The following is a 16,729-nucleotide window of genomic DNA, read 5'->3' on the forward strand; positions in this document are numbered from 1 at the left end:
GTGAGATTTAGTAGCGCGTGGTAAGCGAAGCGCACCCGCGGGTGCAGCGCGCAGCGGTGCCGGGGTTTGCTCGTGCAGGCAGGCAGGCAGGGTTGGTTGGGTGCCAGTGGGCGTCGTCCCGACGCCTCCCGCGGGTGCCTAAGAACGTTCGCTGAACTCGCGTTCTTCGTTACCCCGCGCTACGGTGGATGCACCTGATTCTGCCCAGTAACAGTGGATACCTCAAGAATACTCATTCGGGAATGGACTCTCGCCACCTTTACGCTGAAGTGATTGTGTAAGCGGGCGTTGTATAAAGGAGATGTAATAGATGTCACTTTTTTTTATGCACATACCTAAAACTGCCGGGACAAGCTTTCGCAAGGGGGCTGAAACGTATTTTTCGCCAGAGCGAATTGTTTATGATTATGGTCCGAATGCTAAGGCGACGTCTCCTTTTGTGAAGGAGTCTCTGCATGTCGATCAACCTGATTTCTGGCAGTTCAGGCAGGCACTTGATAATCCAGCCATGATCGTAGGGCATGTGCCTATCGTGCGCTTTGTTTCCCTGTGGGGCGTGGGAAACACCATCACCTTCCTTCGTGAACCACTGCAACGCATTGCATCTGAATATGAGCACTTTGTCAGGAATATGGATTACAAAGGAAGCTTTAAGGAGTTCTATTCAGACCCAGCGATGCGGAATCGTCAGCGCAGGGCCTTTTCCAGGGTAAATCTTGAGGCTATCGGGTTTATAGGCTTAACAGAACGTTATTCTGAAAGTCTGGAAATGTTGAATGATCGTTTTGCAACCCGCATTCTTGAGCGCGAAGATAATCAGGGTAAGACTCGTCTGGAGGACGAGTATGAATTTGATGAAGAGGATCTCGTTGAACTCAGGAAATTGAATAGACGAGACATTGAGCTTTACCAGTATGCCTCCGCATTGTTTGATTCACGTTATGAGATGTTCAAGTCGAACCAGCCCTGGGCGCATGCTTGTCTGGTAGAGGCCACCACGGAGAGTGTCAGCGGTTGGGCCTGGTGGGCGGGTGAACGCGATGCTCCATTAGAGATCGAACTGTGGGTCAATGGTGAGCTTACCAGCACCGTGCGCGCGGTGGAGTTTCGCCAGGAGTTGTGTCGTTTGCTGCCGCCGCGTGGCGGGTATGTGGGCTTCTATCTGCCTCTGAAATTGTCTCCTCTTGATAAGGTGCAGTGCCGTGTTGCTGCTACGGGCCAGTGGTTTCCGCCAAGCCCACGTCTAATTGAGGAAACGGAGACGTAATTCAAGGGCAACGTCAGTCGGATTCTGGCAAGACATCCCCGCTTATTAGCGCCGGCCCTGTATGAAGATCAGCCGGATTTCTGGCACTACTCGCCGGTGTTAGAGCACTAACTTTGTAGCGCTTGTTAAGCGCCAGCGCGCACCCGCGAGAGCAGCGCGCAGCGGTGCCAGGGTTGGGTTCTGTGCCATTGGGCGTCGTCCCGACGCCTCCCGCGGGAGCCTCATTCGCTCGTACCTCGCGAGTTTCGTTACCACGCGGTACGAAACCTATACTCCAACCCTTCACCCTTCACCCTTCACCCTTCACCTAAAAAGGAAACACCAGCGGCGTAATCAGCAGTACCGCCGCTGAATAGGTCAGGCTGACCGGCAAGCCGATCTTTAGGAAGTCCGTGATGCGGTAGCGCCCGGGTGAATAGACCATCAGGTGGGTTTGGTAGCCAAACGGGATCAAAAAGCAGGCGCTGGCGCCGTACGCTACAGCCATCACAAACGGCAGTGGGTCGGCGCCAAAGGCGTGGGCGGTGCTCCAGGCCACCGGAAAGGCTAGCGCGGCAGCGGCGTTGTTGGTCACGGTTTCTGTGAGTAGCAGCGTTAGTAGATAACAACCCAAAAATGCGGCATAGACACCGTAACCACTGAATAGACTTTGCATACCGGTTGCTAATAACTCGGCCGCGCCTGAGTTTTCCAGCGCTTGGGCGATAGCTAACGCCGAACCAATAATCAGCCATAGCTCAAACGGGAAACGGCGGCGCAGTTCTGCCAGGCTAATCACTTTCATAAGCAGCAGCCCACCCAGCAGCATCAATAGCCCCTGGAACAGTGGCAGTAAATTGGCGGTGGCTAGGGTGATCACTGCCGCAAACCCGCCCACGGTGAACAGGCTTTCCCTTTTGCTCAATTGCGGCCGGGTGAAACTGCCGCTCAGTAAATGGAAGTTACGGTCTAGATTGCGGTGCTGGCGGAAATCGGCGCTCACCGCTAGCAGTAAGCAGTCACCTACACGTAAGGGAATTTTTCCCAGCTGGCCCTCTAAGCGCTTTTCTCCACGCCTTATACCAACCACACCAGCACTGAACATGCTGCGGAAATCTACATCCTGCAGGGTTTTGCCTGACAGCTCGGATTCGTGGGAAATAACTACCTCGACTAGGTTGGTCGCCAGCAGGTTATCGGCTTGATGACCAAATAAATGCAGCCCTGGGAAGCGCTGTAGGGCTTGCACTTTGCCTACCTCTCCCGTGAAAACCAGCGTGTCATAGGCTTGAAGTTGCTCATCCGGTGCCACGGGGCTTATCAGTCGTCCGTGTCGCTCTATTTCCAGTAAATAAAGCCCCTCTAAGCTGCGCAGGCCGTTCTCTTCGATGGTTTTCCCAATCATGGTTGAGTCTGGTTCTAGATCCGCCGCTAGAAAGTAGGAGAGCTTTTCGTTGGTGTCTTCCAATTGGTGGTGCGGTAAGGCGTTAGCGCGCCACATTAAAACGCATAGGGTAATCAGCGCCACAGGAATACCCACCAAACTAAATTGGAACATGCCCAGCTCGCTGCCACTGGCACTCAAATTGAATGAGTTCACCACCAGGTTGGTGGATGTGCCCACTAGTGTAGTAATGCCGCCCAAGATTGAAGCGTAAGAGAGCGGGATTAATAGCCGGGATGGCGCAATACGCTGCTGGCGCGAAATAGCCCCGAGAAAGGCAGCTACCACGGCCGTGTTATTCAAAAAAGCGGAAAGCACCGCCGTGCTGCCCATTAGGCGTGCCGTAGCAAGCCGAGGGTGACCCTTTAGTAAGTGGCGCGATAGCCAGTCCAGCAGCGGCGAACGTTCAAGCGCCAGCGATACCAGCAGTAAGAGTAATAGTGTGGCGAGCGCCGGGTTGGTGTATTGGGTGAGCAGGGTAGCGGTGTCGACAAACCCGAGTAGCAAAAATATAGCGGCCAACGTAACAAAGGCAATGGCGGGCTTTACGCGTCCGCTAATTAACAACGCCAATAAAATCGTAATGGAAAACAGAACGGCCCAGGGGGTCATGGTGGGTCCTTAAAAAACGGTAACTTCATGGTTCGCTTGCTGGATTTTACGCAGGCTTTTATGATGGAGTCTAATTAGTTGCAATTTTTGGTTGTAATTTTTTTTGGAATATCTACTAAATTCATGTGGTTATGAGAAGTATTGAGCATTAAACATTTATCGCCTGAAAGGCTCAATGAGCGCCGCATGCAAGCCGTAAAGCTACGCTTGGATGGGGTAACGGTTGCGTTGGTAAGCCAGCAAACCGGGCTTTCTTCCCCGACCGTTTCGGCGGCCTGGAAGGCGTTTCGTGAAGGTGGCTGGGCGGCAGTGCCGGTACGCCCCCGCGGTCGTTTAAAAGGGCAGGCCAATGTGCTTGATGCCGCTATTCAACAACGATTGTGGGAGGCGCTTTATGCCCCGCCCCCCGCTGAACAGCCAGGCTGGAGCAGTGCTGACCTTGTGGCTTTTTTGTGTGATAAGCATGGCGTTGAGTTGACCCAGCGCGGCATTGAACACTGGTGGGAAAGCCAAGGTTTGAAGCATGAGCCTTGGCCGTTAAGCGCATTGGCTAAGCAGCGCTCGCAGCGGGGCCGGTGGTATCGGCAGGCTGTTGCGCCGCGGTTTGACAGGTTAGAAGAGGCCAGCCAGCGTTGGCAGGGCGGTGTGCGCCGGGTAGCGCATCCACAGCGTCCGGTTTATCAGCTCTATTTTCACGGCCCCCGTGGCCGGTTGTGGATGCGCTGTTTTAAGCGCCCGCCCGTGGCAGATGATTATCTGGCCGCGATGCAGGCGCTCATTGGCAAGAGTGAAGAAAACAAGAGGCCAGTCGCCTTGGTATTTCATGGCGCTTGGTTGTCAGCCAGCCCGGAAATAACGGCTTGGTTGGCGCAACATACGATGTTTTGGTTAGTGCCGGTACCTGCCGATATGGGCTTGGCTTCTTAGCACTTGAGAGCAAATTTTTTCACCTTACGTTGGGATAGATGATGACATCACTCACCCATTTACAGCGACTGGAAGCGGAAAGCATTCAGATCATGCGCGAAGTGGTTGCCGAGACTGAAAACCCGGTAATGCTTTATTCGGTCGGTAAAGACTCGGCGGTCATGCTGCACCTGGCCCGCAAAGCCTTTGCACCTTCGCCGCCGCCGTTCCCGCTGCTGCACGTTGATACCCGTTGGAAGTTCCGGGCTATGTATGAATTCCGCGACAATATGGCGGAAGAGATTGGTATGGATCTGCTGGTGCATATCAATCCGGAAGGTGTCGAGAAGGACATCAATCCGTTTACCCACGGCTCGGCGATTCATACCGACATAATGAAGACCGAAGGCTTGAAGCAGGCGCTGGATAAGTATGGCTTTGATGCGGCTTTCGGCGGCGCCCGGCGCGATGAGGAAAAGTCTCGCGCCAAGGAACGTATTTTTTCGTTCCGTACCGCACAGCACCGCTGGGATCCTAAAAATCAGCGTCCGGAGTTATGGAAGCTCTATAACACCCGTAAGAATGGCAAAGAGTCGATTCGCGTATTTCCGATCTCCAACTGGACCGAGTTGGATATCTGGCAGTACATCTATCTGCAGAATATCCCCATTGTACCGCTCTACTATGCCGCTGAACGGCCGGTGGTGGAGCGCGATGGCGCGCTGATTATGGTCGATGATGAACGCATGCCGTTAGAGCCGGGTGAAGTGCCCATGATGCGTAAAGTACGTTTTCGCACGTTGGGGTGTTACCCGCTAACCGGTGCGGTTGAATCAGAAGCGGATACCCTGCCTGCCATTATTCAAGAAATGTTGTTGACCAAAACATCCGAGCGTCAGGGCCGGGTGATTGATAGCGATAGCGCGGCATCCATGGAGAAGAAGAAGCAAGAGGGGTATTTTTAATGTCTCACTCATCTGACCTGATTGCTGGCGATATCGAAGGCTACCTGAAAGCCCATGAGCATAAAGGCTTGCTGCGCTTCATTACTTGCGGCAGCGTGGACGACGGCAAAAGTACCCTGATTGGCCGACTGTTGTTTGAGTCCAAGTTGCTGTTTGAAGATCAACTGGCGGCCATTGAAGCGGACTCGAAAAAATACGGCACCCAGGGTGGCGAGATGGATTTTGCGCTGCTGGTGGATGGCCTGGCCGCAGAGCGTGAACAGGGCATTACCATTGATGTGGCTTACCGTTTCTTCTCGACCGAAAAGCGCAAGTTCATCGTAGCGGATACCCCAGGCCACGAGCAGTACACCCGCAACATGGTTACCGGGGCTTCTACTGCCGACGCGGCTATTTTGATGGTCGACGCACGCCATGGGATTTTGACGCAAACCCGCCGCCATAGCTTTTTGATGTCGTTAATGGGCATGCGCCACGTGGTGGTGGCCATTAACAAGATGGATTTGGTCGACTACTCCAAAGCGCGTTTTGATCAGATCGTCGAAGAATACCGTGCTTTCGCCAAACAGCTGGGGTTGGAGAACATCACCTTCATTCCTATGTCGGCGCTGAAGGGCGACAACGTCATAGAACACAGCGCTAAAATGCCTTGGTACCACGGTACGACGCTGCTGGGTTACCTGGAAACGGTCGAGCTGGATGCGGAGCACCTTCAGCGCTCTCCTTTCCGCATGCCCGTGCAGTGGGTCAATCGGCCCAACCTGGATTTCCGCGGTTTTACCGGCATGGTGGCCAGCGGTGTGGTGCACCCGGGTGATCAAATCCGCGTTCAGCCTTCTGGCAATACCAGCACTGTTTCACGGATTTATACCCTGGATGGTGACCTGGATGAGGCCGTGGCCGGGCAGTCCATCACACTGTTGCTGGAAGATGAGATTGATATTTCCCGTGGCGATGTGATTTCCGGCGTAGACCAGCCAGCCCACACCGCCGACCAGTTTGAAACCACCCTGGTGTGGATGCACGAAGCGCCGCTGTTGCCGGGTCGCCCATACTTGATGAAGCTGGGCACCCAAACGGTTTCGGCGACCGTGACGGATATCAAGTATCAGGTTAACGTGAATACCCTGGAACACACAGCGAGCAAGCAGCTTGATCTGAACGGTATTGGTATTTGTACCCTAAGCCTTAACCGTGCCGTTGCCTTCGATGCCTATAAAGACAACCACGATACTGGCGGCTTTATCCTCATCGACCGTATGAGCAACAATACGGTTGGCGCAGGCATGCTGCACTTCGCCTTGCGGCGTAGCCAGAATATACACATGCAGCATGTAGATATTGATAAGCAGGCGCGTGCGTTAGCAAAAGCCCAGAAGCCCGCCGTGCTGTGGTTCACCGGGCTTTCCGGGGCGGGTAAATCGACCATTGCTAACCTGGTCGAGAAAAAACTCTTTGCCCACGGCCAGCATACTTATCTGCTGGATGGCGATAACGTGCGCCACGGCTTGAATCGTGATTTAGGCTTTACCGATGCTGACCGCGTTGAAAATGTTCGCAGGGTAGCGGAAACCGCCAAGCTAATGGTGGATGCCGGGCTGATTGTGATGTCGGCATTTATCTCGCCATTCCGCAGCGAGCGCCAATTGGCGCGGGATCTGTTGGAAACGGGCGAGTTCATCGAGATTTTTGTCGATGCTCCGCTGGATGTTGTTGAGGCGCGTGATCCGAAAGGCCTCTACAAAAAAGCCCGCCGTGGAGAGCTGAAAAACTTCACAGGCATTGATTCCGCTTACGAAGCGCCTGAGGCGCCGGATGTTCATCTGAAAACATCCGAAATGGACGCGGAAGCAGCAGCGGACGCCGTGATCGCTGCATTGCGTGAACGTGGAATGATCAGCTGATTTGAATGCGCTAGCTGCCAAGTAGCGGCCAATCCTGGCCACTACTTGGCAGCTTTTTTATGCAAGGGCTGGGTCGTAAGGACTGAGCCTTATGGCAGGGTTCTGCCTGATGGAGGGATTAGAATATGGCGCTTATTGATCAAGCACTGCTGGATGCCGTTGAAGGCATAGCTCGCGAAGCTGGCGACGCCATCATGAGCGTTTACGCCCGCGAGTTCAGTGTGGAAGAGAAGGAAGATAAAAGCCCGTTAACCGAGGCAGATAAAGCGGCGCACAACGTTATTGTGCGCAGTTTGCAGGCGCTGCCGGTGCAGATCCCGATCCTCTCTGAAGAGGACATAGAGGGTTTTTCCGGTGCTGATGCTGAGGGCCGCTACTGGCTAGTCGACCCGCTGGATGGCACCAAAGAGTTCATCAAGCGTAACGGTGAGTTCACCGTCAATATTGCCCTGATTGAAAACGGTAAGCCGGTGCTCGGCGTGGTGACTGCGCCAGCGCTGGAGGTGGGCTATGTGGCCGCGCGGGGGCTGGGCGCGTTTAAGGTTGAAGCCGATGGTAGTCGTAAGGCCATTTCCGTGGCAGGCAAGCCTAAAGAGGGCGTAACGTGGCGCGTGGTGGGTAGCCGTTCGCACCCCAGCCCTGATTTGGCCGCTTGGTTGGAACAGTTGGGTGAGCACACCATGCTGCCCATGGGTAGTTCGTTAAAGTTGTGCATCATTGCCGAAGGTTTCGCCGATGCCTACCCACGTTTGGGCCCCACCTGTTTGTGGGATACCGGCGCCGCTCATGCGGTTGTGCTCGAAGCTGGCGGCCGGGTAGAAACCCTGGAAGGCACCGCGCTTAGCTACGCCAACCCCAGCGAAAAGCTCAACCCCTATTTTGTGGTGTGGGGGCATTAAGCCAAGGCGCCACCGGTATTTGTTTTGCCAACCTTCTCGGTATCGGTGGTTTTCATAGCGCGTGGTAAGCGAAGCGCACCCGCGGAAGCAGCGCGAAGCGGTGCCGGGGTCGGTCCGTGCAGGCGATGATGGTTCGGTGCCATTGGGCGTCGTTCCGCCGCCACCCGCGGGTGCCTCGAAACGCTCGCGGAGCTCGCTTTCTCGTTACCACGCGCTACGGTATGTGCACTAACTTGGTATCGGTGGTTTTCGTAGCGCGTGGTAAGCGAAGCGCACCCGCGGAAGCAGCGCGAAGCGGTGCCGGGGTCGGTCCGTGTAGGCGATGATGGTTCGGTTCCACGGAGCGTCGTTCCGACGCCTTTCGCAGGCGCCTCATTATGTTCGTTTCTATCACAAACTCGTTGCCACGCTATACGAGACCTATAATCCTGTATTCACGATTCACGATTCACGATTCACGATTCACGATTCACGATTCACGATTCACGATTCACTTTTAAGGTTACTAAATAATGCGTAAATATTTCGGTACTGACGGTGTGCGCGGTCGCGTGGGGGAGTTTCCCATGACGCCTGATTTTGCTATGAAGTTGGGTTGGGCCGCAGGGCAGGTGTTGGGTGCTGAAGGTGTTAGAGAAGTGTTAATTGGTAAAGATACCCGTGCCAGTGGGTATATGTTGGAATCCGCGTTAGAGGCGGGCTTTTCCGCGGCGGGTGTTAATGTTGCCCTGGTGGGGCCGTTGCCGACCCCCGGCGTTGCCTATTTAACTTCTACCTTCCGTGCGGATGCGGGGGTAGTGATTAGCGCGTCGCATAATCCTTTTGATGATAATGGTATTAAGATTTTCGGGCAGGGCGGTCAGAAGCTTAATGATATCCAAGAGCAGGAAATAGAGCGCTGGTTACAAGTAGCCATTGACGGCGGCATGACCTGCGTTAGCTCCGAGAAACTAGGTAAGGCGCGCCGTATTGATGATGCCGCTGGCCGTTATACCGAATACTGCAAGGCTAACCTGCCAGGGCACTTGAGTTTGAATGGCCTGAAAATTGTTGTGGATAGTGCCAATGGCGCGGGTTACCGAGTGGGCCCGGCGGTTTTCCGTGAGTTAGGCGCCGAGTTAATTAGTATTCACGACAAGCCCAATGGTCTCAACATTAACGAAAACTGCGGCGCTACCTCTATGCAAAGCCTGTGCGATGCAGTGCTCGCCCATCAGGCGGATATGGGTATCGCTTTGGATGGCGATGCTGACCGCCTGATGATGGTGGATCATACGGGGGCCGTGGTAGACGGCGATGAGCTTTTATACTTGCTTGCGAAAGATGCGAAGCGCGCGGGCTACACCGGCGGTGTAGTGGGTACCCAAATGAGTAATTTGGGGCTTGAGCAGGCGCTTAATGGATTGAATATTCCTTTTAAGCGCGCCAAAGTAGGCGACCGCTATGTGCTGGAACAGTTAAACGCCATGGGCTGGCGGTTAGGTGGGGAAGGCTCTGGTCACTTGCTAAGCCTGGATCATGCATCCACTGGCGATGCGATCATCGCCTCACTGCGCGTGCTGGCTAGTTTGTTAGAGCAACAGGCAACGCTGTATGACGCCAAACAGGGTATGCACAAACTCCCGCAAACCTTAATTAATGTGCGTTATACCGCCCAAGCAGGGCATGATCCTCTTGATACCCCAGCGGTACTGCAAGCCGTCGCACTGGTAGAACGGCAGCTTGGCCAAGCGGGCCGCGTGCTGCTGCGTAAATCTGGTACCGAACCATTGATTCGCGTGATGGTCGAGGCTGTAGATGCTGATCGGGCGCAAGGCAGTGCCCAGCAAATTGCTGATGCGTTTTCTTAGGCGAACAAGATAGGTTCTCCTGTTACACGAGGTAATGACTTTTGACATCATCTTCAACGCTTAGCTTGCCCCCTGAGCATAAGACAGAGAGGCATTTGTCAGATATCGCGGACATCGAGCAAAGCCCTTGGTTTGATGCTGACTGGTATATGATGCAATACCCCGATGTGGCTGTTTCCGGTATGTCGCCCGCGCAGCACTACCTGCTGCTGGGAGAGGCCTGGGGTCGAAAAGCTGGCCCGCGTTTTGATGCCGAGTATTACCGTAATCAACATCAGGATATCGCTAAGGCGGGCGTTAGCCCCTTGCTCCATTTTACGCGTAATGGAGAAAAAGAGGGGCGCATGCCGGTTGATCTACTTGCGCACCAGGTTGAGGATCTACTTTGGCAACAGGCTGGTACCTCGACGCAATTATCAACACTGAAAGGCCTACTTACTCATCAAGACCCCTGGGAAGTCAGCTATGCAGCATGGGCGCTGGGGCGTTGGTATGCTTGGCAAGGTGAGTGGCAGCGCTGCGCTGAGGTATTGTCACGCCGCCATCAACTACACGATGTTAAGCCCGCTACGGCGGCTCCCTGTTTATTAGAGGTGGAAGCCCTGATCAACGACGGTCAGCTCGTGGAATCTTGGCAGCGTATCCAGCAGTTAATGGCCGCATTCCCCGACTACCCTGATACCTCCCTGGCGCTCGCTAATTTGTTGGCAGTGCAGGCCGCTGCTCAAGCAGGGGGGGCAGCCACGCCTCCAGCGTCTTCACAGGCCCACGCGCTAACGGAGCAGTTTCGTTTACAGCACATTAACGCGCTGTTTAGCCGTGCCAATCACTATCCGCTCGTGCTTAAAGATGCTAACCAGCCCTTAACGCTCGATAACTTAACGCACGAAAACACAGCAGAGGCTCGTTCTTCTGCGCGTGAGAGCGGTGAATTGGTCAGCGTCATTGTGCCGTTATTTAATGCAGAGGCTCACTTGGCAACGGCACTGCGCAGTCTGGCTGCGCAGTCTTATGCCAATATAGAGGTTATCGTGGTCGACGATGCGTCTACAGATGACTCGTTAGCCGTGGCCCAAGCATTTAGCCAGCAGGATTCCCGCTTTCGAGTGCTAACTCAGCCCACCAATCAGGGGGCTTACGCGGCGCGTAACCGAGGTTTGGCGGCAGCGAAGGGGGAATATATCACCGTTCATGATAGTGATGATTGGTCGCATCCTCAAAAGCTTGAAGTGCAGGTAGCAGGCTTGGAAAGCAAGCCAGAGTGGCAGGCATGCTTTAGTGATTGGGTTCGCTGTTCTACTGAAATGCTCTTTACTCGTTGGCGTGTTGAAGCGATGGATGGGTGGATTTATCGCAATACGTCATCATTTATGTTTCGGCGGAAGGTTTTTGAAACATTAGGGTTTTGGGACGTTGTCAGAGTGGATGCTGATGCTGAGTACTTTCAGCGCTTTACGACTGCCTTTGGCGCTAAATCCTTTGGTGGTGTTAAGAGAGGCGTTCCGCTGGCCTTTGGCCGTAGCTTGCCCACCTCGCTTAGCCAGGCAGGCCCCACGCACTTAGTTACCCAGTTTAACGGGGTGCGCAGTGATTACCGCTATGCGGCGGCTCAATGGCACGAGAGTGCCGAACAGCCAAGTGATTTGTACCTGCCGGCTAACCCTGATGTTCGCCCCTTTCCAGCACCGGCTGCCAACTTGCCCGGTTGAGCTGGTATCCTATTGCCCATTTATTACGTGTTAGGAATTCATTGTGAGCCAGCAACAGCATTCGGTAGCGGCCAACGCTACACAAGACCTTGCTATCAAGCCTTCTATCAATACGTTAGCCCAGGGATCCATGTTTTGGCAGCCTGATTACCGTGAGGCATCTCCCTGGCTGGAACATCTACCGTTTCTGTTTTGGTTGGTAGAGGCGTTGCGGCCACAGCAGGCAGTGGGCCTGGGGGTAGAGAGCGTCGCGCACTTTGCGGTTTGCCAAGCGGCCTCACGGCTTCGGCTGGGTACGCGTTGCTTTATGGTGGGAGTGCATGAGGAAGATGCAGCAAGCAAGCAGGATGCCGAGGCTATTCGGGCCTATGCCGCTGATCATTTCTCTACAATCAGTCAGTGGCTAGAGGCGACTCCCATCCGGGCGATTGACCAGTTCGATGAGGGCTCAATCGACCTGCTACTGCTGCATGTTGAAGCCGATGACAACAGCGTGGATTATCTGCTGGATCGCTGGTTATCCAAGCTTTCAACTCAGGGTGTCGTGGTAGTGCCAGGGGTTGCCCGCCGCGAGCCAGGTTGCCTTGTGTTCCGTGCTTTTGAAACCCTTAAAGCCCGCTACCCGCACTTTGTGTTTCACCATGCCGGTGGGCTGGGGATTATTGCGGTAGGTAATAATCTGCCCCCGCTGCTTAAAAACCTTTTAGGCGCGCTGGAGTCGGCGGCCTCTACGCAGGTGGTGCAGGATGTTTTCGCCCGCCTGGGTCGCAGTTGCCAGGATAAAGTGACTGTGCGCCACCAGCAGGCTCTTTCACAGGCCTTGGAAACCCGAGTTAACGAACAGGCGAGCAACCTGGCGGCTGCCGAACAGCGGGTAAATGAGCAGGAAGAGCATTTACAGCAGGTGGGTGAAGAGCGCGATAAGCTGAAAGCGCGCCTTGAGCAGCAGGAGTCACGGTTTGCTCAGGAGCGTGGTCGTTTAGCTGAAAGGGTAAGCTCCCTTGAAGAGTTTAATGACGAGCTGAAAAAAGAGTTGATGCGCCAGCGTGAACAGGGCGAACGCCAAGCGAATGAGGCCCGTGAGTATGCCCAGGCGTTGAAAGCTAGCGAACATGCACTCATCAAAGCTCAGCAAGAAGTAGATGAACATAAGCGGACGCTGGAAACTCGCTTTAGTGAACTGGCAAAACTAACCAGCCTACTCGAAGCCAATGAACAGAGCTTGCGTAGCGCCCATGAAGAAAACACTGGGTTAACTAACAAGCTGCAAAAAACCGAGACCTCGCTTCAGGCGCGCTTTAATGAACTGGGCCAACTGACCCGTAAGCTTCAGGAGTCTGAAAAGAACTATTCAGATGTTGAACAACAGCTGGCGCAGCAAAAGAAAGAACACGCCACGCTTTCTGCTCAATTGAAAGCGGCTACTGAGCGCGAAAAAGAAGCGCTTAGCGCTGTGGATGAGCGTTTCCGCGAGCTAGCTGTGCTAACCGAACTGCTAGAGAAGAACGACTCGCAACGCGACCAGTTGGAACGCGAACTTGATGATACAAAATCTGCTAACCAGAAACTTGAAGTGGACGCTAAAGCCAACCGCGAAACGCAGGCCCAGCAGCGTCGCGAAATAGAGCGTCAATCTCATGAGTTAGCCAATCTAGTGGATCAGCTAGAAGCTCTGCGAGCAGCAGCACCTAGTGCTGATACGTCTACTCAAGCGGAGTTAAGCGCCCCCAAAAGTGTTGCTAAAGCCCCACCGCTGACAAAGCGAGCGATCAAGCGGCAGGTCGCGTTAATCGAAGCGAGTCAGTGGTTCGACGCTAAGTGGTATTTAGCGCAATACCCTGATATTGCTCGTGATAGCAAAATGTCGGCGAATCCTGCCCGCCACTATCTGTTGATGGGCGGTTTCGAAGGGCGTAACCCTAGCCCGGGGTTTGATTCAGCTTACTATTTGGCTCACAACCCAGATGTGGTGGAAAGTGGTATCAACCCGCTGATTCACTACCTCAAGTTCGGCGAAAAAGAGCAACGTAGCGTAAAGGGGTAATAATGAGCAACGCTAACCGTTCGTTGTTGTTGAGCACCGGGTTATTCGATGAAGTGTGGTATGTGCAACGTTACGCGGATGCACAACATAGCCATCTCCCACCGCTGGAGCACTTTTTAAACTATGGCTGGCCGCTAGGGCGCTGCCCAGGGCCTGGTTTTGACCCTCAAGCGTACCTGCAGCGCTATCCTGATATTGGTAAATCGGGGCTGGATCCACTGTTGCACTACATTCGTCATGGCCGTTATGAAGGACGGCAGGCTGTAGTGGGTGAAGGCGGTTCCTCCTCAATGCCACAGCCACAGCCACAGCCACAGTTGGCAGTTGTTTTACATGCTTATCATCTGGACTTGGTAGCTCTGCTAGGCGAGCGGCTTGCCTTGCTTACCGAGCCGTTTGATTTATTTATTACCACTCCTCATGCGCCGAATACGCGGGAGATTGTGGCTCTACAGAAGCGCTATCCTGGGGCACAGGTAGTGTGCTGTCCCAACCGTGGGCGTGATATCGCGCCATTCTTTTCGTTATTACCGCGTTTGCAGCAGTACACGCTTTGCTTGAAGTTGCACACGAAGCAGGGTGTTACGCCGGTGGCAAAACAGTGGCGCGAAACACTGTTGAGCAACGTGTTGCCAAGCGGTGATGGTGTGCGCCAATTGGTGGCTCGGTTGCGAAGCGATACCCAACTGCAATTGGCTGGGCCACAGCGGCTGTTTATGAGCCAACTGGCGATGCGCTTTGGCAATGACTCATGGCTGGGGCGTCTAGGCAAGAGCCTGAATGTTCCTCTGGAAAGCGATTGGGGCTTTTTTGCTGGCAGCATGTTCTGGTGCCGCCCCCAAGCCTTGGTTGCGCTGGCAGAGGAAGTATCGAAGTTGACCTTCGAGCCAGAAACTGGCCAGCAGGATGGTGAGCTGGCTCACGCATTAGAACGATTAGTGGCCGGGGTGGTACAGCCCCAGTCGGAGCGATTGCTGCTGCTCTCGCATGATGCTTCTGGCAAGTTTTCAATGACACCGTATCGTTCTGGAATGGCACTGGAGCACACCATGCCGTCTCAGTTGATGGCACCATCCAGTGGTAAGCTTCGCCTTGCTGGCGATCTTAACTTAACGGGTGGATTTGCCATTAGTGGTTGGCTGGCTGATTGCAATACTAAAGCACCGCGTAAGGTTCAGGTTCGAATTGATGGCCACTACGACATTGAAGCTTTGGCAAGTCAATTTCGCTCTGACCTGCGTGATAACGGGATTGGTGACGGGCGCCATGCCTTTGAGGTCTATCCTCCTGTTGAGTTGGTGGATGGTCAGAACCACCGTATTGAGCTAATCGACGCAGCGAGCGGAGACCTCGTGGCCAGCGGGGAGGCGCGTTGGGAGTTTCAACGTGATTTCAGTGATTTTGCGGGTTATCTTACCCATGGCCTGGTTGATCCTTATCTGTCGCGCCCATTTCGCGAGGCTGATAAGCGCTGCTTGGCCGCCATGGAGAACGTGGCGGATGGGCTGACTCGTGATGCGCAAGCACTCGCAAAGGCGCCGCTAGTTACCGTCATTATGCCTTGCTTTAACCGTTTGGATACCATTGAGGCAGCGGTCGAGTCGGTGAGTAGCCAGGTGTATGCCAATTGGGAGTTGCTGTTGGTAGATGACGGCAGTACCGATGGCACCCGTGAGTGGTGTGAGCGGCAGGCCGCCAAAAACGAACGTATTCAACTGATTGCTCTGAAAAAAAATCGAGGTGTCTCCCATGCGCGCAACCAAGGGTTGGAGGTAGCGCAGGGGGCTTATATCGCTTACCTGGACTCTGATAACGTTTGGGATCCACGCTATTTGGCTGCCATGGTGGGGGCTTTTAGCCGCGAACCCACAGCTCAGGCGTTTTATTCAGGCTTATATCGCTACACCGGCAATGCCACAGAGCCTTCAGGCGTGCTGTTTGGCCCTTTGAATCGCGCATTGCTGTTCAATAGGAACTATGTAGACCTCAATGCGTTTTGTCACACTCGCGAGGCCTATCAACAGTGTGGGGGCTTTGACGAGACGCTGCCGAGGTTTGTGGATTGGGATTTGATCCGCCGCTATAGCCAGCGGGTACGGCTTTGTTCAGTGCCGGTCGTATTAACCCACTATTATTATGGCCGTGCCGCTAACACGTTGACGGCTAACACGGAGTACGTGGGCTATTTAGATCAGGTACGTGAGGCAACTGGGCATCAGTGGTCTGCCGCTAAATCAACTGCCTCTACTGCACTGCAGCGAGGGGTGTCGGTGGTTATCCCCAGCTATGAGTCGTTGGAGGATCTGCGTGATTGCCTCACTAGCCTGGAAGCGCTGGCGCTGGGCGATAAGCTGGAGGTGATCGTTGTCGATAATGACTCTTCGTCTCCGGTGAAGAAGTTCCTTGAAGAGGCTCAGGCTGCCGGGCGCCTGAAAGCAATTTTTAATTCCTGCAACTATGGCTTTACTCACGCAGTTAACCTGGGATTGGCAGCGGCTAAAACAGACCACGATTTGATGCTGCTTAATAACGATGCGCATGTTGAGCCAGGTGCGTTGGAAGCTATGCAACTGGCAGCGACTCAATTGCCAGAATGCGGCCTGGTCGTTCCCCAGCAAATTTTGCCTGGTGGTACGCCCACTTTAACCACCCACGTGCCTTATGCCGACGCCGATCAACCCTGTGATGTCAATCTCTCGGCTCATCACAGTAATATTGTGACTCCGCCGTTATTGCATGACGGAAGAGTGCTGGAGATCAGCTTTGCACCGTTCTTCTGTGTCTATATTCCCCGGGAAACATATCGTAGCGCTGGGCCTCTGGATGCGCAGTTTGGCCGCCATTACCGCTCTGATCGTATTTACTGCGATGTGGTAAGACACCTGTTAGGGCTGCGGATTTACCATGTCAGCGATGCTTGTGTCGTGCATAAACTGCAGAAGTCTACTCGGGTGCTGTCTGGTCGTTCCAATAGTCAATTCGATCTAATGTTCAGGAAAAATCAGTGGGATGAACCAACGCGACATACCCTTGGCTTTCGTAAAGCGGTGTGGGATCTCTGACTGGAAGAGCGTCGCTTATGACACTTCTGCACTTTCCCGTAACGGGGTTGTCTGAGTGTCCACTTGGCCCATCGTTATGGGCCTGATC

Annotated in this window: 11 protein-coding genes; 9 read left to right on the plus strand and 2 right to left on the minus strand. The window is 54.1% G+C overall.

Features of this window, described 5'->3' with window-relative positions; genetic code table 11:
• The first annotated feature begins 310 nt into the window (after positions 1 to 310).
• Entirely contained in the window at positions 311 to 1,267 is a 957-nt protein-coding gene (locus HALTITAN_RS21035; protein WP_009288290.1) for a sulfotransferase family protein, read from the plus strand.
• 307 nt (positions 1,268 to 1,574) lie between these two features.
• Here HALTITAN_RS21035 and HALTITAN_RS21040 read toward each other — a convergent pair whose 3' ends face one another.
• Complete coding sequence (locus HALTITAN_RS21040) at positions 1,575 to 3,302, minus strand: SLC13 family permease (RefSeq protein WP_009288291.1); 1,728 nt, start codon at positions 3,300 to 3,302, stop codon at positions 1,575 to 1,577.
• Between the two features lie 186 nt (positions 3,303 to 3,488).
• On the opposite strand from HALTITAN_RS21040, the gene HALTITAN_RS24585 reads away from it, so the two are divergent.
• From HALTITAN_RS24585 to cysQ, 4 genes are all read left to right on the plus strand, one after another.
• Positions 3,489 to 4,229: a helix-turn-helix domain-containing protein gene (locus tag HALTITAN_RS24585; RefSeq protein WP_051052171.1), complete on the plus strand. Its 741-nt coding sequence runs from the start codon at positions 3,489 to 3,491 to the stop codon at positions 4,227 to 4,229.
• A 41-nt stretch (positions 4,230 to 4,270) separates the two neighbouring features.
• Positions 4,271 to 5,173, plus strand: a complete 903-nt coding sequence (gene cysD, locus HALTITAN_RS21050; RefSeq protein ID WP_027958948.1) for a sulfate adenylyltransferase subunit CysD — start codon at positions 4,271 to 4,273, stop codon at positions 5,171 to 5,173.
• Positions 5,173 to 7,077 carry a sulfate adenylyltransferase subunit CysN gene (gene cysN, locus HALTITAN_RS21055; protein ID WP_009288293.1) on the plus strand — a complete coding sequence of 635 codons (1,905 nt, stop codon included), beginning with the start codon at positions 5,173 to 5,175 and terminating at the stop codon, positions 7,075 to 7,077. The genes cysD and cysN overlap by 1 nt, the downstream gene beginning before the upstream one ends.
• Positions 7,078 to 7,202: 125 nt before the next feature.
• A complete protein-coding gene (gene cysQ, locus HALTITAN_RS21060) occupies positions 7,203 to 7,976 on the plus strand; it encodes a 3'(2'),5'-bisphosphate nucleotidase CysQ (protein WP_009288294.1) in 774 nt (257 codons plus the stop codon).
• Here the strand turns inward: cysQ and HALTITAN_RS25640 are convergent.
• Positions 7,973 to 8,119: a hypothetical protein gene (locus tag HALTITAN_RS25640; protein WP_161609192.1), complete on the minus strand. Its 147-nt coding sequence runs from the start codon at positions 8,117 to 8,119 to the stop codon at positions 7,973 to 7,975. The genes cysQ and HALTITAN_RS25640 overlap by 4 nt on opposite strands.
• 369 nt (positions 8,120 to 8,488) lie before the next feature.
• Here HALTITAN_RS25640 and glmM point away from each other — a divergent pair, with 369 nt between their 5' ends.
• The 4 genes from glmM to HALTITAN_RS21080 all read left to right on the plus strand — a co-directional run bounded on the left by glmM (position 8,489) and on the right by HALTITAN_RS21080 (position 16,641).
• Positions 8,489 to 9,826 (plus strand): phosphoglucosamine mutase, encoded by a 1,338-nt coding sequence (gene glmM / locus HALTITAN_RS21065; protein WP_009288295.1) that lies wholly within the window; start codon positions 8,489 to 8,491, stop codon positions 9,824 to 9,826.
• A gap of 95 nt (positions 9,827 to 9,921) precedes the next feature.
• Complete coding sequence (locus tag HALTITAN_RS21070) at positions 9,922 to 11,535, plus strand: glycosyltransferase family 2 protein (protein ID WP_236614984.1); 1,614 nt, start codon at positions 9,922 to 9,924, stop codon at positions 11,533 to 11,535.
• Positions 11,536 to 11,578: 43 nt separating this feature from the next.
• Positions 11,579 to 13,579, plus strand: a complete 2,001-nt coding sequence (locus HALTITAN_RS21075; protein WP_009288297.1) for a coiled-coil domain-containing protein — start codon at positions 11,579 to 11,581, stop codon at positions 13,577 to 13,579.
• Between the two features lie 2 nt (positions 13,580 to 13,581).
• Positions 13,582 to 16,641, plus strand: a complete 3,060-nt coding sequence (locus HALTITAN_RS21080) for a glycosyltransferase (protein ID WP_009288298.1) — start codon at positions 13,582 to 13,584, stop codon at positions 16,639 to 16,641.
• Positions 16,642 to 16,729 lie beyond the last annotated feature (88 nt).

It is taken from the genome of Vreelandella titanicae BH1, from assembly GCF_000336575.1.
Taxonomy (GTDB): Bacteria; Pseudomonadota; Gammaproteobacteria; order Pseudomonadales; family Halomonadaceae; genus Vreelandella; species Vreelandella titanicae.